The 22,282-nt window shown below is 47.9% G+C and carries 14 protein-coding genes; 8 read left to right on the top strand and 6 right to left on the bottom strand.

Annotated elements, in window-relative coordinates; translation table 11 throughout:
* Window positions 1-989 precede the first annotated feature (989 nt).
* Both HF312_10815 and HF312_10820 read left to right on the top strand, forming a co-directional pair.
* Window positions 990-1,796 carry a T9SS type A sorting domain-containing protein gene (locus tag HF312_10815; protein ID MCU7520695.1) on the top strand — a complete coding sequence of 269 codons (807 nt, stop codon included), beginning with the start codon at window positions 990-992 and terminating at the stop codon, window positions 1,794-1,796.
* Between the two features lie 216 nt (window positions 1,797-2,012).
* A complete protein-coding gene (locus HF312_10820) occupies window positions 2,013-3,944 on the top strand; it encodes a T9SS type A sorting domain-containing protein (GenBank protein ID MCU7520696.1) in 1,932 nt (643 codons plus the stop codon).
* A 60-nt stretch (window positions 3,945-4,004) separates the two neighbouring features.
* Here HF312_10820 and HF312_10825 read toward each other — a convergent pair whose 3' ends face one another.
* A complete protein-coding gene (locus HF312_10825; GenBank protein ID MCU7520697.1) occupies window positions 4,005-4,412 on the bottom strand; it encodes a DUF937 domain-containing protein in 408 nt (135 codons plus the stop codon).
* Window positions 4,413-4,685: 273 nt separating this feature from the next.
* Between HF312_10825 and HF312_10830 the strand changes: the two genes are divergently transcribed.
* On the top strand, window positions 4,686-6,251 hold the full coding sequence (locus tag HF312_10830) for a DASS family sodium-coupled anion symporter (protein ID MCU7520698.1): 1,566 nt from the start codon (window positions 4,686-4,688) through the stop codon (window positions 6,249-6,251).
* Window positions 6,252-6,384: 133 nt separating this feature from the next.
* Complete coding sequence (locus HF312_10835) at window positions 6,385-8,682, top strand: hypothetical protein (protein ID MCU7520699.1); 2,298 nt, start codon at window positions 6,385-6,387, stop codon at window positions 8,680-8,682.
* Window positions 8,683-8,870: 188 nt separating this feature from the next.
* On the opposite strand, the gene HF312_10840 is transcribed toward HF312_10835, so the two are convergent.
* From HF312_10840 to HF312_10855, 4 genes are all read right to left on the bottom strand, one after another.
* Window positions 8,871-9,986: a hypothetical protein gene (locus HF312_10840; GenBank protein MCU7520700.1), complete on the bottom strand. Its 1,116-nt coding sequence runs from the start codon at window positions 9,984-9,986 to the stop codon at window positions 8,871-8,873.
* Between the two features lie 68 nt (window positions 9,987-10,054).
* The gene (locus tag HF312_10845) at window positions 10,055-15,262 is read right to left on the bottom strand and encodes a T9SS type A sorting domain-containing protein (GenBank protein ID MCU7520701.1); all 5,208 of its coding nucleotides are present in this window, start codon (window positions 15,260-15,262) and stop codon (window positions 10,055-10,057) included.
* 76 nt (window positions 15,263-15,338) lie between these two features.
* Complete coding sequence (locus tag HF312_10850; protein ID MCU7520702.1) at window positions 15,339-15,740, bottom strand: hypothetical protein; 402 nt, start codon at window positions 15,738-15,740, stop codon at window positions 15,339-15,341.
* Between the two features lie 99 nt (window positions 15,741-15,839).
* Complete coding sequence (locus HF312_10855) at window positions 15,840-16,328, bottom strand: hypothetical protein (protein MCU7520703.1); 489 nt, start codon at window positions 16,326-16,328, stop codon at window positions 15,840-15,842.
* Window positions 16,329-16,839: 511 nt separating this feature from the next.
* Between HF312_10855 and HF312_10860 the strand changes: the two genes are divergently transcribed.
* The 4 genes from HF312_10860 to HF312_10875 all read left to right on the top strand — a co-directional run bounded on the left by HF312_10860 (window position 16,840) and on the right by HF312_10875 (window position 22,051).
* Complete coding sequence (locus HF312_10860) at window positions 16,840-17,943, top strand: FHA domain-containing protein (protein ID MCU7520704.1); 1,104 nt, start codon at window positions 16,840-16,842, stop codon at window positions 17,941-17,943.
* 18 nt (window positions 17,944-17,961) lie between these two features.
* Window positions 17,962-19,023, top strand: a complete 1,062-nt coding sequence (locus HF312_10865) for a serine/threonine-protein phosphatase (GenBank protein ID MCU7520705.1) — start codon at window positions 17,962-17,964, stop codon at window positions 19,021-19,023.
* Window positions 19,024-19,108: 85 nt separating this feature from the next.
* Window positions 19,109-20,737 carry a protein kinase gene (locus HF312_10870; GenBank protein ID MCU7520706.1) on the top strand — a complete coding sequence of 543 codons (1,629 nt, stop codon included), beginning with the start codon at window positions 19,109-19,111 and terminating at the stop codon, window positions 20,735-20,737.
* Between the two features lie 120 nt (window positions 20,738-20,857).
* Window positions 20,858-22,051, top strand: a complete 1,194-nt coding sequence (locus tag HF312_10875) for a formylglycine-generating enzyme family protein (protein MCU7520707.1) — start codon at window positions 20,858-20,860, stop codon at window positions 22,049-22,051.
* 12 nt (window positions 22,052-22,063) lie between these two features.
* On the opposite strand, the gene HF312_10880 is transcribed toward HF312_10875, so the two are convergent.
* On the bottom strand, window positions 22,064-22,255 hold the full coding sequence (locus HF312_10880; protein MCU7520708.1) for a hypothetical protein: 192 nt from the start codon (window positions 22,253-22,255) through the stop codon (window positions 22,064-22,066).
* Between the last annotated feature and the right edge of the window lie 27 nt (window positions 22,256-22,282).

Genomic DNA, 22,282 nt, shown 5'->3' on the forward strand with positions numbered 1-22,282 from the left:
TTGCCATAAAAATTCCAAGGCCGACTGAGACAAAGGCTATACAGAATTGGCTGAAACTCTTTTTTGTGGGCCCTTTTGCACGCGGCCATGTAAGAGAACCTTACCCCTACGGAAGCTGCATTACCTGGCTCGACGGGGCGATGATAAATGCAACGGAATATCAGGGGGATACCCTCCGCTTCGGCCCTGAAACTACAAACCTCCCCCCCGCGGGTACTTTTGAAAGCGCCGACTATATCTTAACCGGTGAGGTTAACGGCTCAATGGGAAATTATACGGCAACCATTTCCTTTGAAGCTGCATGGAGCAGAGAAGTTGTGGCTTCGGCTACTGTGGCCTTTACCGATGTCAGCTCCGACGGCCAGGACCCGATTGATAAGGCTGCAGTTAAACTCGCTGAAGGAATTTCGCCCCTCCTTAAGACAATACGCGACTTTGAACTGAGAAAAAGAAATACCGATACTAAAGTGGCTATAAGGGATAAGTGGACAAAAACGTCCATCCCTGAAATGGAAATAAAACCTTCTAAAAAAGAGGTCGATATAAATGAAACCATCGACGTCGAAATCAAAATGATCGACTGCGACGGCGTGCCCCTTAAGAACAGGGAAATTAAATTTACAGGCACCGACTATGAAGGCAATCCCCTTGAGGCCTCAACGGGCGGAGAGTTCGAAACCACCTCGGCTACAACCGACGAAAATGGAATAGCTAAAGCAAAGTTTAAGGCCGGAGGCGAAAAAGGCACCGGCGTGCTTTATGCATACTACGTCCATGAAAAACCTACCGGCAAACCTGCCATGTTTATGGGCTCGGCCGTAATTAATATTAAACAGCCCCCGGTTGAATTCTGGAAAATCAGCGTGAGCTTTACGGAAACAAGGACTTATGAAAGGGATTCCACGTGGGACTTCTACGGCATATCGGGCAAAAGCAGCGACAGGAGCTCGGCAGAGGCAAGCGGACACGTGACGGCTATTTTGGATAATATGTCAGATGCGGCGGGACATTTCAGCTTTTACCATGAGGTCCATTCTCCCATCGCACTCAGCGGAGGCGGAAACTTCTCTGAAATCTATAATTCAAAATCCTTTGAGTACGCTCTGGGAACCCTTGACGTTGCCGACGTCAGAAGCGATAATGTAAGCGCTGATGCAATAATTGATAAAGATATCAGCCTTACAATGGATTTTAATGACACCACTGAATACTTCGGGCTCACGGTTGGATTTTCCGGCAAGGGGTTCACAACCGCCAGACACTACGGAAGTCCTCCCGTTGGAGGCAGCGTTAGATGGTGGGATTACGGCGGACCCTTCGAAAGAGGGGACGTGGCAGCCTTAGGTTTTGACAGCGCCCCGGGAGTCTATGTCAGCCGTTCCGACAGCGGTTACTCTGTAAGCTGGTCTAAGACTGAAACCACCGATGACAGCGATGGCGCACACAGGTCGGTAAAGCAGAATCTTACCGCGACAATTACGCCTTACGACAAAACAACAGGAGTTGAAGAGAAACTGAGGTATGGTATACCGGATAACTATTCCCTTGAACAGAATTATCCTAATCCATTTAACCCTTCAACAAAGATACGCTACAGCCTTCCCGAAAGGGCATTCGTGACGCTTAAGGTTTATGACGTCCTTGGAAGTGAAATAGCCTCTCTTGTCAGCCAGGAAAAAGGGGCTGGAAATTATGAGGTGGAATTTGACGCCTCAAAGCTTACTAGCGGAATCTACATCTATAGGATACAGGCAGGAAAGTTTACTTCAGCCAGGAAGCTTCTTCTCGTGAAGTAAAAAACATAATAATATAAGAATGGGCGGACTTCACAATCTGCCCATTCTTAAAAATTCTGCATGGTGTGTACTTATCTTAATTAATATTTTCTCCTGATCCTCCTCCCTTAATGCATTTATCATCCCCAAAACACGCAAAAGTTTCCGTTTGCAATTGTTTCCCGTGTGCCTTAGTTTTCAGAATACAAAAATCCGACACTTACCCGCAGGAGTCTTATGAAATCCTTCTCTTTCAGAACACATTACTCTTTCTCCTTGTCCTTTTTGTTCATTTTTATTTTTAATCTTAACAGCTCCATGGCACAGGAGTGCGGCGAGTGCTCGCGCCCCAGGGTCGCTCTTTACGATTTTGCCATAAATGTCCCCAGGCCTTCGGAAGCTGATGCAATTATGCAGTACCTCAAACTCTTTTTTGTGGGCCCCTACGCCCGCGGCTCTGTAAAAGATCAATACCCCTACGGAAGCTGCATTTCTTTCCTCGATGGTGCAATGGTAAATGCATCCGATCTCCAGGGCGATACACTCCGATTCGGTCCCGAATACTCTAATCTTCCCCCGGCGGGAGCTGTGGAAAGCGCCGACTATATTCTGACGGGTGAGGTCACAGGCTCAAATGGCAGCTATACGGCAATGATATCTTTGGAGGCTGCATGGAGCAGGGAAGTTGTAGCCTCAGGAAGACTTCCCTTTACTTTATCTGCCGAATCTGCTCCAATTCAAAGTGTGGGCATAGGCCTGGCTGAAAAAATATCCCCCCTCCTTTCAATTATAAGGAATTTTGAATTGGAGAAAAGAAATTCAGATACTAAAGTGGCTATCCGGGATATATCGGCATCCGGCTCGAAGCCTGAAATAGAAATAAAACCTTCAAAAAAAGACCCTGATGTAAATGAAACTATCGACGTTGAAATTAAAATGATCGACTGCGATGGCGTGCCCCTTAAGAACAGGGAGATCCTATTTGAAGGAAACGACTACGAGGGAAACCCCCTGGACGCCTCTACGGGCGGAAAATTTGAAGTGAAATCGGTTGTTACAGATGAAAGCGGAACTGCCAAGGTAAAGTTTACCACCGGCAGCCAGCAGACTACCGGCATCCTTCACGCTTATTATGTCCATGAAAAACCCTCCGGAAGGCCCGCTATGTTCATAGGGACTGAACTCATCAATGTAAAACAGCCTCCCGTAAAATACTGGAAATTCAATGCTCAGTTCTCAGAGTCCAGAACCTATCAGTGTGATACATCCTGGAGCAACGAGTACTTTGCAGGCAGAAGCAGCGAACAGTCTTCTTCATTTGCCGGCGGCCATGTTTCCGCTATACTTGAAAATATTTCCGATTCATCGGCATTCTTTAATTATGACAATGCTGTCAGGCACCCTTTGTCTGTAAACGGAAGCGGAAACTATTCGGAATTTTCAACCTCAAAATCATTTGAATATATCACGGGAAAGCTCAATACGGCTGATGTAAGAAACGACAGGGTTTCCGGAAACGCATCAATAACAAAGGAAATCAGCCTGTTCCTCGATTTCAACGACTCTACGGAATCCTTTACTCTTGATATTGGATATCCCGGCAAGGCAAGCTACAACGGAAAACTTTTTGGCATCCCTCCTGAAGGAGGTGACCTTGGCTGGCGGCCTTACGCGGGAGATGGCGAGGGGGGTGGCGCCGTCGACTTTTCCTTCTCTTCCACACCTGGAACTCATGTAAGCCGTTCCGACAGCGGTTACGCCATAAAATATTCGGAAACCGAAAATTCAACCGAATATACCTCCGGAGGAAAAGCATACGTAACCGTCCGCAAAAACCTTAGCGCTTTTCTTGCCCCTTACGATAAAACAACAGGAGTTGAAGAGAAACTGAGGCATGGTATACCGGATAACTATTCCCTTGAACAGAATTATCCTAATCCATTTAACCCTTCAACAAAGATACGCTACAGCCTTCCCGAAAGGGCATTCGTGACGCTTAAGGTTTATGACGTCCTTGGAAGTGAAATAGCTTCTCTTGTCAGCCAGGAAAAGGGGGCTGGAAATTACGAGGTGGAATTTGACGCCTCAAAGCTTACAAGCGGAATCTACATCTATAGGATACAGGCAGGAAAGTTTACTTCAGCCAGGAAACTTCTTCTCGTGAAGTAATAAATCATAATAATATAAGAATGGGCGGATTTCACAATCTGCCCATTCTTATATCATCTCTTACAGTTTTTCTTTTATGAAGTTAATTCCCTGCTGGAGCGTACTTTGCTGTGGCACATTGCCGTCGGGTGTCAGTTTGTCAACAACGTTCGGCAGTACTTCCTGCAGTTTTGATGCAACCGTGTCGGGCGACTGTCCCGTCTTTGTAGCCAGGTTCTGTATCCTTTCCTCTCCCATACCCTCTCTGATCTGTTCTTTGGATACAGGCTGGTTTTCACCTTTGCCTATCCACGATTGTATAGCACCTCCAAGTCCCTTCTGCTGGAACGACTGAATCATTCCCTGGATTCCGCCATGTTCATTATGCGTAAACATCTGCAGAAGAGCATTTGTTATGCCTGAATTCTGTCCGCCCAGGTTTCCCAGCATTCCGCCTGCCGCGCCTTTGATATCATCCATCAATCCCATATTCATCTCCTCCATTTATTATTATAAAATCCTGCCCAAGGCAGAGTTATATTTAAATACTCCATATTTTCAAGAAATTCAAGGTCAAACGCCTTCGGCGTCTCCGACGTCGTACATCAGACCCTCTTCCCGTCGGACCTTCTTCCCGTCGGACGTCGGACGTCGGACGTCGGACCTCCCTTCACGTCGAACTTGTTTTTTACTTAAAGATTCCTATTTTTCGGTATTAAATCCGTTCCGTTACAGTTCATACCACAATTCCGGAGCTGCCGTATGGGGGAATCTCTTGAACTTAAAAGCCGTAAGATCGGCTTTGCACTTGGACTTGTACTGTTCGTGATAATAATGATTCTGCCCGTGCCCGGAGTATTTATACAGATGGCGGCAGACTCCCTTAAAATGAACGCCTCCTCTCCTCAGGTTATGGAAGCCGCCTTCGGCACCAAAACCGTCCTTGCCACACTCGCTATAATGATCTGCTGGTGGATAACCGAGGCACTCCCGATCCCCGTTACTGCACTTTTGCCGGGAGTAATATTCCCGCTTTTTCACGTAACCGGGGTCTTCGGCGGAAAGATATATAATTTTGACGCTAAGAATACATTCATAAACTACGCCAACCCCGTTATATTCCTTTTCCTCGGGGGATTCCTTATCGCCGCGGCGCTCCATAAGTGGAACCTCGACCGCCGCCTGACTTTATATATCCTCACGCGCGGCAACCTGGCAAATAAACCCAGACTCGTTGTCCTGGGCATTATGTCTGTCTCTGCCTTTATTTCAATGTGGATATCAAATACTGCAACTGCCGCAATGTTCCTGCCTCTGGGACTCGGTATACTGGGACTCGTAGGACTTGAAGCCGGAAGCTCAAATATGGGAAAAGCCCTCATGCTGGGCATTGCATATTCGGCATCAATCGGCGGAATCGGAACCGTTATCGGTACGCCCCCAAACGGGATCTGCCTTTCTGTACTCTCGGCCTCCGGATATGCTAAGATTAGCTTTGTGGACTGGATGAAGTTCGGCGTCCCCTGCGTAATGATCATGACGCCTCTTGCATGGCTCATACTGATGAAAATATTTCCTCCCGAAATCAAAACAATTAAAGGAGGTAAAGAACTCCTGCTTAAGTTTAAGGCGGAACTGGGACCCGTTTCAAAAGAAGAAAAAATAATTGCAGGAGTCTTCCTCCTTGCAGTATTCCTCTGGATCTCAAGCCCCTTCTGGCCATATATACTTCCTTCCTGGCTTTCGGACAGGCTTTCATGGTTTGACGAATACGTAATAGCTCTCTTTGCGGCATTCCTCCTTTTTATTATTCCGTCCGACGTGAAAAAACACACTTTCATTCTCGACTGGAAGGATTCGCAGAGCGTGGAATGGGGAGTATTGCTTTTATTCGGAGGCGGCATTGCGCTTTCCGACGGCATGTTCAGAACGGGACTTGCCGGATACCTTGCGTCTTCATTTATATCCTTTGCCGGAATGCCTTCAACGCTTTTGATGCTGATATTTATGGTTGTAATGATAGATTTTCTTTCTGAAGTAACTTCAAACACCGCAGTTGCCTCAATGATGCTCCCCGTGGTAATCTCAATAGCCAGGAATATGGGTAACGACGTCGTGGCACTTGCAGTCGGCGCCGCACTTGCGGCATCCTTAGGCTTCATGCTTCCCGTTGCCACACCGCCCAATGCAATTGTGTACGGATCGGGCTACTTAAAAGTGCGTGACATGATAAAGGCGGGCTTCATGCTCGACATCGCCGGCTGGCTTGCCGTCCTGGTAACTCTCTACGTCTTCGCCTACCAGATCTTCGGCGTAATAAGACTTTAATATTCTAAATTTTTGTGGGGGCGAGCGGCGGCTCGCCCATTATTTGATTATCGGCGTTATTCCCTGATGAACGGTACTCCCATTCCTCCCTCCCATGCGTCAAAATGACAGATAAAAACCTTGGGGAATAATTATGAAAAAAATTCAATATGCCGCCGTGGCACTGCTGTCTTTCTCCATGATCGCCCTCGAGCTTTCATGGACGCGCATTTTCTCGGCCGAATTCTTCTATACCTTCGCTTTCCTTATTCTTTCACTCGCAATAATGGGACTTGGACTAGGGGGACTTACACTCCGCCTCTTCCCTAAATTAAATGAAAAGGATAACCTGGGAATGCTCCTCTCCCTCTCAGCCTTAATGGCTCTTGCAGGACCTCCGCTGGTATTCCTTCTTAACCTCGACTTTACGCGGCTTTTCTCAAGCCCCCTGATGCTCCTGAAACTGCTTGCAACAGTTCTTCTTTTAAGCTCGTCATTTTTAATAGGCGGCATCGCGCTTTCCAAACTCTTCAGGAATAACTATTCCGATATGCCCAGGCTTTATATGACTGACCTTATAGGCGCGGCCATGGGAGTGGTGCTTTCAATTACCCTTATGAACTGGTACGGCACTCCCGTAACAACGTTCCTTATTCCGCTTCCCCTTATTATTGCCTCTTTCCTTTATAGCCGCAGATGGATGAAACTCCTCCCGGCTTTCCTTGCTCTGGCAATGATTATACTCTCTGTAAATTCCGAAAAGATGCTGGACGCCAAAGGAACGGACAAATATAAGGGCGCTATTATCTATAAGCACTGGGATGCCATGTCGAAGATAAAAGCTTTTCAGTACGATAAAGACCTGATCGGAATGAATATTGATAACGCCGCGTACACATTCACAACAAGATTTGACGGCAACTGGAACCGCCCCGACTCCATGAAGTTCCAGTTTGCGCTTGACGTAAGCTACCTCATAAACAGATTTGACCACTGCCGCTTTGTTTCACTGGGTTCAGGCGGGGGAGTGGACGTCCTTCAGGCGCTTCAGGCCGGGGCCACAGAAATCCACGCCGTTGAGGTCAACCCCGAGATCAATTACCTCATGAAAGACGGCGGGCTTGCAAAATTCTCGGGCTACATTTACAGGGACCCCAGAGTAAAAGTTGTTACCGAGGACGCCAGGACGTACATCAGGCGCTTCCATAACAAATTCGACCTCATTTATTCTTTCAGCTCAAACACTTTTGCGGCGCTTACTTCGGGCGCATTCGCTCTAGCTGAAAATTACCTTTTTACAACCGATGCATTTAAGGACTACTGGAACGCCATGTCTGAAGACGGCTTTATGATGATGGACCACCAGTTCTACATCCCTCGACTTACGGGTGAACTCATGGAAGCCTTAAAAGAAATGAAAGTTGAAAATCCTGAGCGCCACTTCGCGGTCTACGACGTTCCTAAAATGAAGCGCATGATGATGCTGATTTCAAAGCAGCCCCTTACGCCTGAAATAATTGACCTTGCATTCGGCCGCACAAAACCCGAAATGGAAAACTTCAGGGTCGTAATGCACCCGGCTGCGGATTCCTTAAAAGGAAACCTGATAGACGTAATTGTAAACAAGGGGTGGAAAGAGGCTTCACAGAAAGCGGGGATTGACATATCCCCATGCACCGATAACCGTCCCTTTACAGCCCAGTTGGGCCTCTGGCGCAATTTCTCACTGTCCAAACTGGATAAGATTACGCCCTACGACTTCAAAGGTTTCCCATTGTCAAAACTGATGATCGTAATAATAATTGCCGTAATATTATTAATTATTATTCCACTTAACTGCGTTCCGTATTTTACAAAAGGACCCAGGCTGAGGCCCTATCCGTGGCTGTACTTCTTCTCAATCGGCATGGCGTTTATGATACTGGAAGTAATACTGATGCAGCAGTACACAATGTATATAGGCCCGTCTTCCTACAGCGTAGTAACGATATTACTAACCCTGCTGTTGATGTCTGGAATAGGAAGCCGATTTGCAGAAAAAATTCAGGCAAAAACCGCGTTTACCGGAATTATTGTGTGGATCGTGCTTGACATAATTTTATTCAGCAGGATGTTTTATCTGATGGGTGACTTTTCAATGTTTGCAAGGATAGTTATTTCATCAGTAATGATTGCCCCATTGGGATTTTTCATGGGCATCCCGTTCCCGAAGGGAACCCTAAGGGTAAAAGAGCTCATAGACTGGGGTTTTGCCATAAACGGTGCCGCATCCGTATTAGGTTCAGCTCTCATAATACTAATAGCCATATCCTGCGGCTTCACCGTTTCACTCATCATAGCAGGACTTTTATATCTCGCAGCCTACTATCTCATCTCCACCCCCAAAGCCTGGGCGCAGGAAGAACAAAAAGATGAGCTAAAGGCAGTTCTAAAAGCAGAAGAAATATATTGAACTCGAACACCGCGGGCAGGGACCGCTCCCTGCCCCAAAGCAGAATATTAACAGAGCATTTAGCATAACGCAATTGCAGAATCCCGGATGGATGACTTGTCTTTAATGGCTCTTTCCGTCGGACGTCGGACGTCGGACGTCGGACCTTTTCCTCATGTCGGACCTTTTCCTCATGTCGGACCTTTTCCTCATTTATTGAATCCCATCTCCGTCACTTCCACATTCAGCCACTTGTAATCGCCGTCTTTCAGCTTCCACGTTACACTGCTTTTGGCCGGAATCCTCATTCCGCCGAATTCTTTGTATCCGTCCTTGTCTATCTCTATATACCACTTCTCAAGCGTGGAGCCTTCCTTGCGGAAGTAATAACGCATAGCTTCAAAACTTACCAGGTCACCATCTGAGTTAAACCTGTATACACCCGAGGCTTCAATACCCCCATAGGTCATCGTTGCCCTTGCACTTAATGAATCCACCTCTTCCCACCTTAAATAACTGCTTAATGCAAACGCCGGGAACCAGGTGCCCTCTGCTAAAAACCTCAGCATCGCTCCCTGATCTATGTCCTTGCCCTTTACATCCACTACCGGCACAAGCGACATCACTTTTATCATCATCTGCCCCCGGCCGTTATGATACATGTCGCGCCCCGTCATGTAAAGAAACGGATTTGCTTTTACGTCCACTTTCCACAGGAAGGCCGGCCTGTCTACGGTAAAATACTGCTCGGCCTTAAATGCCCACCAGCTTCCTTCGGGACTTGTACGCATCTGCCCGGTCTGCTTTAAGCGCACGGTCTTAACCATGTCTTTACCTATCACGTTTGAACGCCTCAGCCACTTCTGCACTGCGGGAGGAAGCCCTGAAATGTCACTGTCTTTTATAACTTCAGATTTAACGGGGCTCTGGGAGACAAATGACGGCAGTTCACTATTAACCATCCTGCTGAAGCTCCAGTCGCCGTAGCCTATTACGCACATTACAAGAATGATTACGTTTGCTATGGTGCCGAACTTTGCATCGTGCCAGTAGGTGATAATAAGTGCCTGTGAAACGATAAGCGCAACTGATGCGGGAATCCACCACCAGCCCTGCTTCATAAGGTAAGAAATTGCAGCTGCGGCAAATAAAATGCATGTTAATAACCAGAGCAGCCCTGCTGCTTTAGCCATTGCTGCCGTCATGGGGAAAAGGGTTTTCCCCGTCAGCTCTTTGACCTCGGAAATCTTCCACTCTTTTAAGAAACCTAAAAGATGTATAAACCCATGTATAAATACTATAAAAGAAAAAATAAACTTCAGCATTATATCCCCTCAAAAAAATTTTTTCAGGGATAAAACTCCGTATTTTTCCTCCTATAATCAAGCGTTCATTACTTTATAAGAAGCATCTTTTTTGCCTCCCGGAACCGGACATTCCCGTCAGATCCCTTCGCCTCCATCGAATAGTAATAGACTCCTGAGGCAAAGGTGCTTCCGTCAAAACTCACCTCGTGATACCCCGCCTCGCTGAAGCTGTTTACTACATCTTTTACCAGGCGGCCTAACATGTCGTATACCTTTATATTCACAAACGCATCCTGCGGCAGCGAGTACTTTATAAGCGTCGCGGGATTAAAAGGATTCGGATAGTTCTGGAAAAGCGCGTACTCCTGCGGCATAAGCTTGCGGCTTTCTTCCTTAATATAAGCGCTGCTGCCGATTAAAAGATCCATATCCATAAGCTTTGCGTATGAAGGCAGCGTCAAATCCGTTTCCTTCCTGAGGTCGTAAGCCTTGCTGAGCCTTTTATCTATAAGGCAGACCTCATACCCCTTGAAATTATCCGTTCCTTCCCACTTAAGCTTAAGCACCCGTTCCGTGTTATTCTTAACCCTCAGAGTAAACTTCTGTCCTTCACCTACTTCACTCCTGAACTCTGTGAAAAGCTGCTTCCATCCGGTGGAAATATTGTTGTCTATAATGCGCATCCCCAGCTCCTCAAAGTCCCCCGGAGGCGCCATGGCATCCAGCGTGTCGTAGTCATCGGCAGAGTTTTTGTCGATCCCGGCTACCACGTGCGACTTTACCTCATCCTGGTCCATAAGGCTGAAGGAAATTGAGCTGTTATCATTAGAACCCTTCTCAGTAGAACCCTTCTTTGAAAGCAGCGCCATTGAAGCTGTGCCGCTTAAAACAGGCTTGTATGCCAGCTTCAGCTCCTTAAGGTTCCGGCTGTTATAAAAGTAATACCCCTCATAAGGCGCCATAACCTGTGCGTCGCTGAAACCGCTCCCGCTCCAGCCCGATATTTTCTCTGTTACGGAGTTTAACCCCTGGACATTTGACCAGAGTATCGGTATCTCAAAGGGATTGGTAATTATATTCCACCCCGCGTGATCCAGCTTTATGGAATATGTTCCTCCAGAAGAAAGCGCTACAGTCTTAACCTCTCCCGAAAGCTTAACCGGGTTTCTGCTCACAATCCAGAACCCTCTTCCCGGGGCGAAAGTAAAGACTGACGAGCCGTCGTACTCAACAAAATAGTCCGCGTCCTTGCCGTTGTCGTAATACATCGTCCAGTCCTTCTTTGCCTCTCCCTGCGCATACTGCGAAAGCTTTAGCGATGATGACTCGCCCGGAATGCCTATCATCCTGTAGCTCGATTTCTGTATGGGCGAGCTGAAGGCAAATACCACATCCGTCAGCGAAATTGCCTGCGCATACGTCCTGATCTTAAAGGCCTTATTAACAGTGTCTGTAGTAAGTGAGCTGTTATCCCTTATTCTCAGCATGCAGGAAGAAGAGCTGATATCGTTGGGCACATTCCATACGTAGCTGCCCTGTGAGGCCTGAATGTCCGAGGCAATCGTCTGCCAGTTCTGCCCGTTATCGGTCGAATACTCAATGCTGATCCTGGAAACGTTGCTGCTCGTCCATGTAATGACATACTGGACGGACCCCACAATTTCTTCACCTCCCGTGGGACTCACCAGTTTCAGCTCGGGCTTCAGAGCTGTAAATGCCGCATCGCTGCCGTAGGCAATTCCGGCCAGGCTTATTGCTCTTACCCTGTAGTGATAGGTTGTGCCCGCAGTAAGCCCCGACACCTGTGCGCTCACCTCGGCATCTCCCGCGCCGTATAAAGGGCTTTCCTGTGCCTTGATAACCGTGCCGTAGCTTGTAGTTGTCCCGAACTCAAAGGAAACCTGCGTGGGCAGGCTGCCCGCATTTACGGTGCCTCTTAAGTATGCAGAGCTGAGCGTAATGTCGGTTGCGCCTTTAGTTACAGCAGAGGGAGTGGAATAGACTAAAAAGCTGTTTGAAACCGCATTTAATGACGCGTTTGTTACATCGGTAATTCTTACCCTGTATTTTGAGGACACCTGCGAAGGAACCGTCCATTGGTAGCTCCTCTGTGAAGTGGCAACGGACGGGACTATCGTAATCCAGCTGCTGCCGTTATCGGTGGAGTACTCTATCTTTATGTTTGCTACGTTCTTGCTCCGCCAGGAAATGTTCTGCACTGTGCCCGTTAGCCACTGTTCGCTTCCTGTCGGCGAAGTAAGCGTAAGTGTAATGCCGTCTGTGGTAAATGTCTTGTCGTCGCCGTAAAAATTCCCAAGGCTGCTGTTGGCTCTGACCCTGAAGTGATAAATGTTCCCCTGCGAAAGCCCGTTTATCGAAGCGCTTACGTCTGTGGCCGATGTTCCGCTTATGGTGTCCGGAGTTGCCGGTATGGTCAGTCCGTAGGCTGTTGAAGTCCCGTATTCAAAGATAACGGTTGAAATCACATTGCCGGGATTTACAGAAGCATATAAGACAGCCGAGTTGAGCGTAATGTTTGAGGCGTCGCTTGTAATAACAGCGGGAAGCGCGTAGACAGAAAAAGCTTTTGACGTATAGCTTATGAGCGAATCCTGCGCATTGCTGATCCTTATTCTGTAAAGTGAGGAGAGTGTGTTCGGTACTATCCAGGGATACCTTCCTGTAATTGATGGTGTGCCGGGTGTAATGGTAATCCAGCTTTTCCCGTCGTCTGTCGAGTAATCAATTTTAAGGTCTTCCAGGTTTTTTACCGACCATGTAATGTACTGCAGCGACCCGGCTTTCCAGCTTTCTCCTCCTACGGGGGCTGAAATAGCAAGTTTTATGCTGTCGGTCGTAAATGTAATATCTTTCCCGTATGATGTACCCGCGGGGTTCTGCGCCGATACCCTGTAATGATAAGTCGTTGCAGGCAAAAGCCCCGTCAGTTCGGCCGATACATACACAAAGGATGTTCCTGAAACCGGGTTCTGCTGGGCAACTATTCTTGAACCGTAAGCATCCGTGGTGCCGTATTCAAAGGCTGCTGTTGCCGGCGAATTCCCCGCCATTACAGAGCCCCTTATTACCGCAGAACTTATTGTAATATTTGAAGGGGCATTGCTTACGGCTGTGGGTTCAGTAAAAACTGAAAACGGGCCGGAAGATGAACTTAAAAATAAATTCCCGGCGTCAATTAGCTTTATTTTGTAAGATGATGAAACCGAGTCGGGCACCTTCCACTGATAGCTCCCCTCAGAGGCCGGAGCGGCCTCGGCCAGCGTGATCCAGCTTTTCCCGCCGTCTAAAGAATAAAGTATCATAACAAAATTAACATTCCTGCTCGTCCAGGTTATTTTCTGCTCCGAGCCTGCGGGCCACTCTTCACCCCCTGTGGGGTAAGAAAGCGCAAGATTAATGCTGTCGGCAATAAACGTTACGTCGTCCCCTAAGACCGTCCCTGCTTCATTTGCAGCCCTGATCCTGAAGTGATATGTTGTTGCCGGTTTAAGCCCGCTTAAAACTGCAGTGACCTCAGTCTGACCTGTGCCGCTTACAGGGCTTTCAAGTGCGCTTATGGAATTGCCGTAGGCCGAGGTCGTTCCGTAATCAAAACTGACTGTGGTCATGGAATTCCCCGCGCTCAAAGAGCCGTTCAGCTTAACCGAGTTTACAGAAATGTCAGAAGCATTATTCGTTTTGGCCGCGGGCAGCGAATATACGGAAAAAGTGCCCGAGACGGAGTTTAAGGCCGGATTTGACTGCTCCGATGCCCTTATCACGTATTCAGAGGAGAGAACGTCCGGCACCCGCCACGGGTAGGAGTTTCCCGAAGTAACCGGGTTCCCGTTATTTATTGAATTCCAGTTTAACCCGTTGTCTGTCGAATATTCTAAAATAACCCCGCTGAGGTTCCTGCCCGACCATGCAATTGTGCGGGTTACACCCGAGCGCCACCTTTCACCTCCGGAAGGGGAGGTAAGTGAAAGTGTTATGGCGTCAGTTGTAAACGTCCTGTCGGAGCCGTAAACAACCCCTGCGCTGCTTTCTGCCTTAAGCCTGTAGTGATATGTTGTACCAGTTAAAAGCCCTTCCAGCCTGGCGCTTACGTCTGTCTGCATAGTCCCGTCTACCGGGCCCGGCGATGCATTTACTGTAGATCCGTAGGAGACGGTTGTGCCGTATTCAAATGTCACAGATGTAGCTCCATTGCCCGCGCTTACCGTTCCCTTAAGTGTGGCTGAATTAACCGTTACATCGCTTGCGGCATTTGTCTGTGCCGAGGGAAGTGAATAAACAGTAAATGAATTTGAAACGGAAAAAAGCGTAGAGTTGGAAGCATCACTTATCCTCACCCTGTAGCCCGAGGATAAGTTGTCAGGCACCTTCCACGAATAGCTCCCCGAAGAGGCCTGCAGGCTTGAGGCAATTATGCTCCAGCTCTGACCGTTGTCTGCGGAGTAGCTGATCCTTACGTTTTTTATATTACGGCTGCTCCAGGTGATATCATGAGCCGAACCCGAGAGCCAGAGCTCTCCTCCCACGGGGGAAAGAAGTGTAAGCGACGGCTTTTCTGTGGTGAATGTAATGTCGTTCCCATATACTGTTCCCGCGGCGCTTTGGGCCCGTACTCTTACGTGGTATGTTGTACCTTCCAGAAGGCCTGCAGCCTGTGCGCTTACAGTTACGTCTGTTGCTCCATTTACGGGGTTTTGTGCTGCGTTTACGCTTAAGCCGTAAGTAGTGTCCGTGCCGTATTCAAATGCCGCAGTTACATCCGAGTTGTTGGCATTAACAAGCCCGTTAAATGTTGCTGAACTGCCCGTTACATCGCTTGCCGGACTTGTGGAAACCGCGGGAAGCGTATAAACTGAAAAAGTATTGGACACAACATTTACAGAATCGTTAGCCGCGTCTGCAACTTTTATCCTGTATTGCGTGGATGCATATTTTGGCACGGCCCATAGAAAACTCCCGTGGAAAGCAGGCGTGCTTGCCGAGGCCACCTCCCATGTCTTCCCGTTGTCTGAAGAATAGCTGATAGTAACATTATCTATATTCTGGCTCTGCCAGGTGACATTCTGGTAAGTATCTCCGGGCCACGATTCACCCCCCGCGGGTGAGGTAAGAATAATTGTGTCTGCAGGTGCGGGATTTGTATCAAGCGCCGCGGAAAATATATATGCTATGCCTTTTGCTTCGCCCGGTTTCCCGGCATTCAATACCCCGGAGCGGGAAGCAGCGGCATTCAGGCAGACAGGAAGAAACATTAAAACAAACAGTAGCTTTTTCATTTGCCCTCTTTCATATCCCTTTGCATAAAATCTCATTCTAAAAAACTTTTCCCATGCACCAATTGCACGTAAATCCTTACCTGCGCGTTACAAATAGTGTCTCTGTTGCCGTATTGCCCCTGCTGTCCGTGGCGCTTATTACAAGAGCGTTATCCCCGGTCTTAAGCCCTACATCGGCGCTGAAGCTCCCGTCTTCCAGCAGTATCGCCCTCTGGCGGTTTACCGTAACAAGCCTTACACCGTTTAATGAAAGCGCCGTGCCTTTTACTGAAACAACGGCCTGGCTGCTTATAACTTTCGTCCCTTTGCCCGGAAGGGGAGAGCTTATTGAAATTACCGGCGGCGTAAGCTTTGCGCCTGAGTAGGCTCCCGCCTGGGTTTTTGGTACAATCCGCATTGGCGCCGAGGTGCCTTTAACCTGCGCCCGGGCACTGATGGCTGTAATCATAATGGCAATTATTATGAAGAATAGTTTCATGTTGTCGTCTCTGCTAAAGAATTATTTCATTGCACCGATGCTGAATCCCACTGCATCCTTCTTCCTGCATACTACTTCCTTCTTACTGCATACTTCCTTCTACGGCCTGCCCGGGGGAGTGGGAAGTCCTTGTGTGCCCGTCTGCCCCCCGGAATCACCCTGCGCGTTCCATGTAATTATTGCCGCCGCGGCGCCTCCTGCCACAAGTGCCGCCCCTACATAGTAGTACCAGGCGGTTCCTTCTCCGGCAGCGTTTGCAGTAACCTCAAAGTAAAAGTCCTCACCGTCAGCGAACATCTTTTTTTCACTGGCAGAAAGTATCCAGATGATCTTCCTTTTACCCGAGGCAAATTTGCCTCCGTTTACGTCTCCTTCAAGGTCTTCAGGCGTGTAGCTGAAGCTCGGCTGCGAAGTGCGTTTTAACTTCACCCCTACTTCATATTCCTTGGATGGGTTGCCCTGGAGCTCATAGTAGATAAAAACCTTTCCCTCAGAGGCTTCGGAAGTTACTTTGATCTTTTCCTGCTGCGCCCTTAAAGGCCAGCATAGGCAGAGTATTATAAATACTGACAGCAGCGTTTTATTCATATCACATGCTTTGCTTTTGTTGAAAATAAATTCGTTGCCTTTCAAACCGGTATCTGCGTCATTTCTTAATGACGCCTGTAATCAAACCTTCACGCTTTCTGTCCACCCCTTTTTATCCTTTCAGGTAAATACTCAAATAGAAGAGAAATATAAGATGACGGATCATTTTTCCTTTGGAAGGTGGATGGCTCTATAAAAAAGTATAAGATTTTAGGTGATTAAAAACAACATCACCCTGTCCCCGGTGATTTAAATCACCATTTCCGGGCCTGAATATACAAGATATACCCTTTTATGTTTATTATTTAAAGAATAGCGGCTCTTTTCACATGCCCTAAAGATCAGGGCAAAGGCATAAGATTGAAAAATAGGGGTTTTCTTTTATATTTATTCAATAGGGGTGAATGTGCCGGAAGAAAAGAGACCCGTGAAAAAATGGAATTCCGGGCATGGGAAACTATGCCTTTTGTGTATGCTTAAAATATAAAGTAATGAATGTGAGGATGAGAGTATGAGAAAATATATTGTGCCGGCTTCAGCTTTACTGGTCTTATTCTGGTCCGCTATAATTTTTTCCCAGCCGAAGAAAATTGCAATTGAGGAGATTACTAAAAATTCCCGGTCCTTCAGCTCCCAGGCCGTGGAAGTTGAGGGGATTGTAACACAATACGTGCCGTCTACCTCATCTACAACAAGCTATTATATGATAAGCGGCCAGTTCGGCGGCTCCATAAAGGTTAATACCTCCTCCACTGCACCCGAACTCTTTAAGCGCTACAGGGTTACAGGCACGGTATATATCGACCCTTCGAACAGTGAGGCTTTTATCAGTGAACGCTCAAGAAGCTCACTTGAACCTGCTTCAACTTCCGCCGCCTCTGAAGGAACAGACCCTCTGGTTATACTCCTTGTTGTGCTCTTTGTTCTCCTTGCCGCCATATTTATCTATACACAGATCTCAAGGCGCAGGGAAAGAAATTATGAGGAGGTAATCTATGCGCTCCCTCTAACACCCCAAAGCGAAACAATGCATATTCCGGATACCCGTGGGCCAGAGAAGCCGGTGGCTGAAAAGTATGAGCCTCCCCAGGCAAAACCGCGCATGGAGCCGGTAATTGAAAAACCTTCGCCCGGAATGGAAATGCCTCCAAGAGCGGAAATGCCTCCGCGCAGGGAAGTGCTTAAGACAGAGAAAAAAATACAGGCACCGTTCTTTGATTCTGATTTCAGGACTATAAAAATAGTTCCTGCCGCTCCGCAGACAATCACCTTTATTCCCGGAGTCCTCGAAATCATCTCGGGCGACGACACCGGAAAATCTTTCAGAATTGCCGGATTCCCTACATCCGAGGGAAGCATTGTCTCAATCGGCAGGGAAGTGGTTACCGGCGAAAGGGCTTACGCCCACATCCAGCTTAATGAAAAGTTCAGAACCGTCTCGCGCAGGCAGGCTGAACTGATCTATAAGGACCATAAGCTCTTCGTCAGAAACTTAAGCGAGACAAACCTTACACAGGTCGACGGCGTGGAGCTTAAACCGGGCGAATGCGCGGAACTAAAACCTGATGCTAAAATCAGAACAGGAGAACTGGAATTTCAGTATAAAATAAATTAATAATTCCCGGCTAAATAAATGCCTGAACTTGAACTTTATTCGGTTTCATATACCGGCAGGAGAAGTAATAATGAGGATTCCTGCACCACACTGTCCTTTAACGGGAATGCGTATTTCCTCGCCGTGGCCGACGGTATGGGAGGCGCCGCAGGTGGAGAGGTCGCAAGCAGAATCGTAATCGAAACGGCTAAGAACTACCTGAACGATAATTTCACTACGCGCGTCTACCCCGAGGACCTGAAGGAAATGCTCCGGAGAATATTCGACCTGGCTCAGGAGGCGGTGGCTAAGGAACAAAAGGAAAAACCGGAACTGGAAGGCATGGGCTCTACTCTTGCATGCGCCCTTGTTGCAGGGGATAAATATGTAGTCGGCAACCTGGGCGACAGCAGGCTCTACCTCCTCAAACGCGGAAACCTCCAGCTTATGACGGAAGATCATACCTACGTCCGGCAGCTCCAGAAGGAGCTTGGCTCAAAGGCGGACCCCGCGAAACTCCAGCGCTTCAGCCACCTCCTTGTGCGCGCAATTAACGGTGGACAGGATAAGCCCGACATATTCCCCGAAGAGGAAATGTACTATACGCTCCATGAAGGCGAAGCGCTCCTCCTCTGCTCCGACGGGCTTCTGACGGATAAGATTTCTACTGAATATAAAACCCTGGAAGACTATATTGTCGGGACCCGGTCACTCAAGAGCGCGGCTGAACAGCTGGTTGCATACGCATACGACTCCGGATCGGCGGACAATATTACCGTCGTGCTCGCTTGCTATGGGCACCTGGAACGCTCGGAGAGAAATGTGCTGAAAAGAAAATACCCCCCGGGGGATAGCCGCGCCCCGGGCGGTACAGAAAGGACACAGCTCAGGATATTTCTTAATATCTTCCTCGTCCTTTTTATAATTGCGGCTTCAGGAATATTGATATACAGGAACTATTCGGCTGTTGAACATCATCCTCCCCAAAAAGCTCTTATAACGCCCGGAGGAAAGGATGCCGCGGTAAATAAAGTTGTCAAAGGTATTAACCTGAAATCTTCAGATACAATAAAACTCACAAATACGAAAGCAGCACCATGACTAGTTCCATACTATTAAATTTTTCCTTTTCCTGTTTTATAATTCTTAATTCAAAACTTAAAATTCAAAATTCATAATTGTTCTCATGCTTCCTGAAGAAGAAACAAAACTCTGCCCGTTCTGCAGGGAAATAATAAGGGCTTCGGCAATTAAATGCCGCTTCTGCGGCGAATGGCTCGAAGAGTCCTCAACTTCAGCTGACCCGATATCAGCTGTCAGAAGGGCTCTTGCGTCCAAATATAAAATTGTCTACCAGCTGGGACACGGGGGGATGTCTGTTCTCTACAGGGCAAGCGAGATAAATACTGAACGCGACGTCGCCCTCAAGGTGCTGCCCCTTCACTTGTCTGAAGAAAGGGAATACGTGGGACGCTTCCACCGCGAGGCCGCGGCCCTCTCAAAACTAAATCATCCCAATATAATTAAGATCTTCGAGGAAGGCATTGAAAACGGCGTGCACTTTATGGCAATGGAATTCCTTGAAGGACGCGACCTGCATAAGCTACTTATGGCACGCGGACCCATATCAGTGGATGAAACGGCAAGGATAATTGCCCCCGTTGCAAAAGCCCTCGACTATGCGCATAAAAATACACTCGTTCACAGGGACGTTAAAAGCAGCAATATATTTATTACCAAGGAAGGGCGCCCCGTCCTTACGGATTTCGGAATAGCCCACATTACAACAAACGAAAACCAGCTTACCGTAACGGGCACCGTTATAGGTACGCCTGAATTTATGAGCCCCGAGCAGGCTGAAGGAAAACCGATCAACGGAAGAACTGACCTCTACAGCCTGGGCGTCGTGATGTATAACGCTATTACGGGCAGGTTCCCTTACCACGGCGACAGCCCACTAACTACTATCTATAAAATTATTAACGAAAACCATACGCCTGTAAATGAAGTAAAGGAACTGCCCGAATGGATGACTTTTGCAATTGAATCCTGCCTGGAGAAAGATCCCGACAGGAGAATCAAAAGCGGCAATGAACTGGCCGACATCTTGACCAGAAGAAAAATTCCCGAAGGGGAGCTTACCAAAAACCTTAAGCTTGAGACCATAAGGCTCCGCAAAGAGGATATGAATGAAGTATTAAATGAAAATCCCGAAGCTCAGGCGGAAGAAGAAACACCTGAGGCTCCACAGGGAAGTAACGGCAAGGGCGGCATCTTCATGGACCTTGAAGAAGAGGAGCCGAAAAAGAAAAAGGCCGTTGTGCCGGCGCTTTTAATTGCTGCATTCCTCGTGCTTGTTGCGGCAATAGGATATACGGTCTATAACAGGTATTCTGAAAATCTCCCGGGCATTGAGCCTGAGAAAAATACAACCGCTGTAACAACAGAGCCTGAGAATAAAACGCTAACCGAACCTGAGGCTCCATTGAAAACAGAAAATAAAAGCAACCTGACAAATAAAGCAGAAGACAATACGGGCGCTCCCACAGTAGAAAAAAGAAATACTCCGGTGCGGAACAATGTTGTTAAGACAACTCCGCCCGCAGTGCAGAGGGCAGCAGTAACAGTCCCCAATCTTGAAGGTATGACAACGCAGGAGGCAGCAAGAGTTCTGCGCCGCCTGGGCCTAAGAAGCGGCGCCGTAACGCGCATTACATCAACCGCATCAAACTATAACCTTGTACTGCGCCAGATTCCCAAACCCGGCCGCCGCCTAAACGAAGGCTCCGCCGTTAATCTCATTGTAGGGGAATAGAATTTACGGATATGATGACTAGCCCCGACCTGAATAGCCACGAGCTTTAGCTCGTGGGAAACGGGCAAAAAAAATTCGGGCTTTAGCCCCAGATTATCCCATAAAAATATTTGACGAAATATGCGTATTATCAAAACAATAATATTCTTCCTCCTCTTCCTCTCAGGCACAATAATGCCCCAGCAGATAGAGGCCGTCTATGAGGACCTTAAAACCGATCCCTTCGCTGGTCAGGAAGCCCCCATTCCCATCGGAATCCTTAAATTTAACGGCCCCGGCACTCTCGAAAGCCGGTTCTACGATATGCTGAAATCCCAGACCGGAATCCATAATAAATTCCTCATTTTCCCTTACGACGCACTCCTGGAACAGGAGAAGACATTAGGCTTAAAAAACCTCGACGCCAAAGACAGGCGCACGCTTGCTTCACTGAACAGCAACCTCGACATCCGTTTCCTCGTAACCGGCGATGCTTCCAATGACGGCAGCTTTACACTCCGCCTCATACGCGCCTCCGACGGCCGCGAGGTCTATTCGGCAAAATATTCCCTGAGCATTAACTCCACCCCGGTAAAAGACGCCGTCAGACTCTTCAGCGATAAAAAAACTGCTCTCTATAAGGAAGCTGCAATTATTCCACAGATGGTAAAGGTGGAAGGAGGCTGGTTCGATATGGGAAGCCCGGAGGGGGATAACGACGAAAAGCCCGTCCACAGGGTTAAAGTCGACAGCTTTGCTATAGCTAAATATGAAGTCACTTTCGACGAATACGACCGCTTCTGCGAAATGACAGGCCGCCCTAAACCCGGTGACAACGGATGGGGAAGGGGAAAAAAACCAGTTATAAATGTAAGCTGGACGGACGCCAGTGAATACTGCCGCTGGCTTAGCAGCCTGACCGGCGTGAGCTTCAGGCTCCCTACCGAGGCCGAATGGGAATTTGCGGCAAAAGGAGGCAACAGGAATAAAGGTTTCCGCTTCAGCGGCAGCGATAACCTTGACGATGTCGCCTGGAACAGCACTAACTCCGGAGGCACCACGCACGAGGTGGGTCAGAAAAAGCCGAATGAGCTGGAACTCTATGATATGAACGGAAACGTTTGGGAGTGGTGCAGCGACTGGTATAACGAAACCTACTACGCTTCAGGCTCCCAAAGCAATCCCAAAGGACCCCTTTCAGGCATGTACCATTCGCTCCGGGGCGGAAGCTGGTACAGCTTTAACAGCCGCGTCTGCCGCACAACTGCGCGCGTTCGCGAGGCTTCGGACTATATGGATAACACCACGGGCTTCAGGGTTGTAAGGGACCTGTAAAATATATGATTTTTATTTCTCCTCATCTTTTTTATCAGGAGAATTATCCCGCCCGTTTTCTTTTATGACAAAGTATTTGGGAATGAGCTCATTAAAAACATCCCTGTAGTGTGCCTTTGCAAGAACGTGATCATGCCCCCGGTACTCAATTTTAATAAACTCATCCAGGAATTTTTCTATGTATTCTTTTGTGTTGTTATCCATCTTAAGCCCTGTTCTTCAGCTTAAAAA

Source organism: Ignavibacteria bacterium (assembly GCA_025612375.1).
GTDB lineage: Bacteria > Bacteroidota > Ignavibacteria > Ignavibacteriales > SURF-24 > JAAXKN01.

Coding starts and splice junctions, on each gene's coding strand:
- HF312_10815 (MCU7520695.1), top strand. CDS start 990: ATGTCAGATGCGGCGGGACATTTCAGCTTTTACCATGAGGTCCATTCT.
- HF312_10820 (MCU7520696.1), top strand. CDS start 2,013: ATGAAATCCTTCTCTTTCAGAACACATTACTCTTTCTCCTTGTCCTTT.
- HF312_10825 (MCU7520697.1), bottom strand. CDS start 4,412: ATGGGATTGATGGATGATATCAAAGGCGCGGCAGGCGGAATGCTGGGA.
- HF312_10830 (MCU7520698.1), top strand. CDS start 4,686: ATGGGGGAATCTCTTGAACTTAAAAGCCGTAAGATCGGCTTTGCACTT.
- HF312_10835 (MCU7520699.1), top strand. CDS start 6,385: ATGAAAAAAATTCAATATGCCGCCGTGGCACTGCTGTCTTTCTCCATG.
- HF312_10840 (MCU7520700.1), bottom strand. CDS start 9,986: ATGCTGAAGTTTATTTTTTCTTTTATAGTATTTATACATGGGTTTATA.
- HF312_10845 (MCU7520701.1), bottom strand. CDS start 15,262: ATGAAAAAGCTACTGTTTGTTTTAATGTTTCTTCCTGTCTGCCTGAAT.
- HF312_10850 (MCU7520702.1), bottom strand. CDS start 15,740: ATGAAACTATTCTTCATAATAATTGCCATTATGATTACAGCCATCAGT.
- HF312_10855 (MCU7520703.1), bottom strand. CDS start 16,328: ATGAATAAAACGCTGCTGTCAGTATTTATAATACTCTGCCTATGCTGG.
- HF312_10860 (MCU7520704.1), top strand. CDS start 16,840: ATGAGAAAATATATTGTGCCGGCTTCAGCTTTACTGGTCTTATTCTGG.
- HF312_10865 (MCU7520705.1), top strand. CDS start 17,962: ATGCCTGAACTTGAACTTTATTCGGTTTCATATACCGGCAGGAGAAGT.
- HF312_10870 (MCU7520706.1), top strand. CDS start 19,109: ATGCTTCCTGAAGAAGAAACAAAACTCTGCCCGTTCTGCAGGGAAATA.
- HF312_10875 (MCU7520707.1), top strand. CDS start 20,858: ATGCGTATTATCAAAACAATAATATTCTTCCTCCTCTTCCTCTCAGGC.
- HF312_10880 (MCU7520708.1), bottom strand. CDS start 22,255: ATGGATAACAACACAAAAGAATACATAGAAAAATTCCTGGATGAGTTT.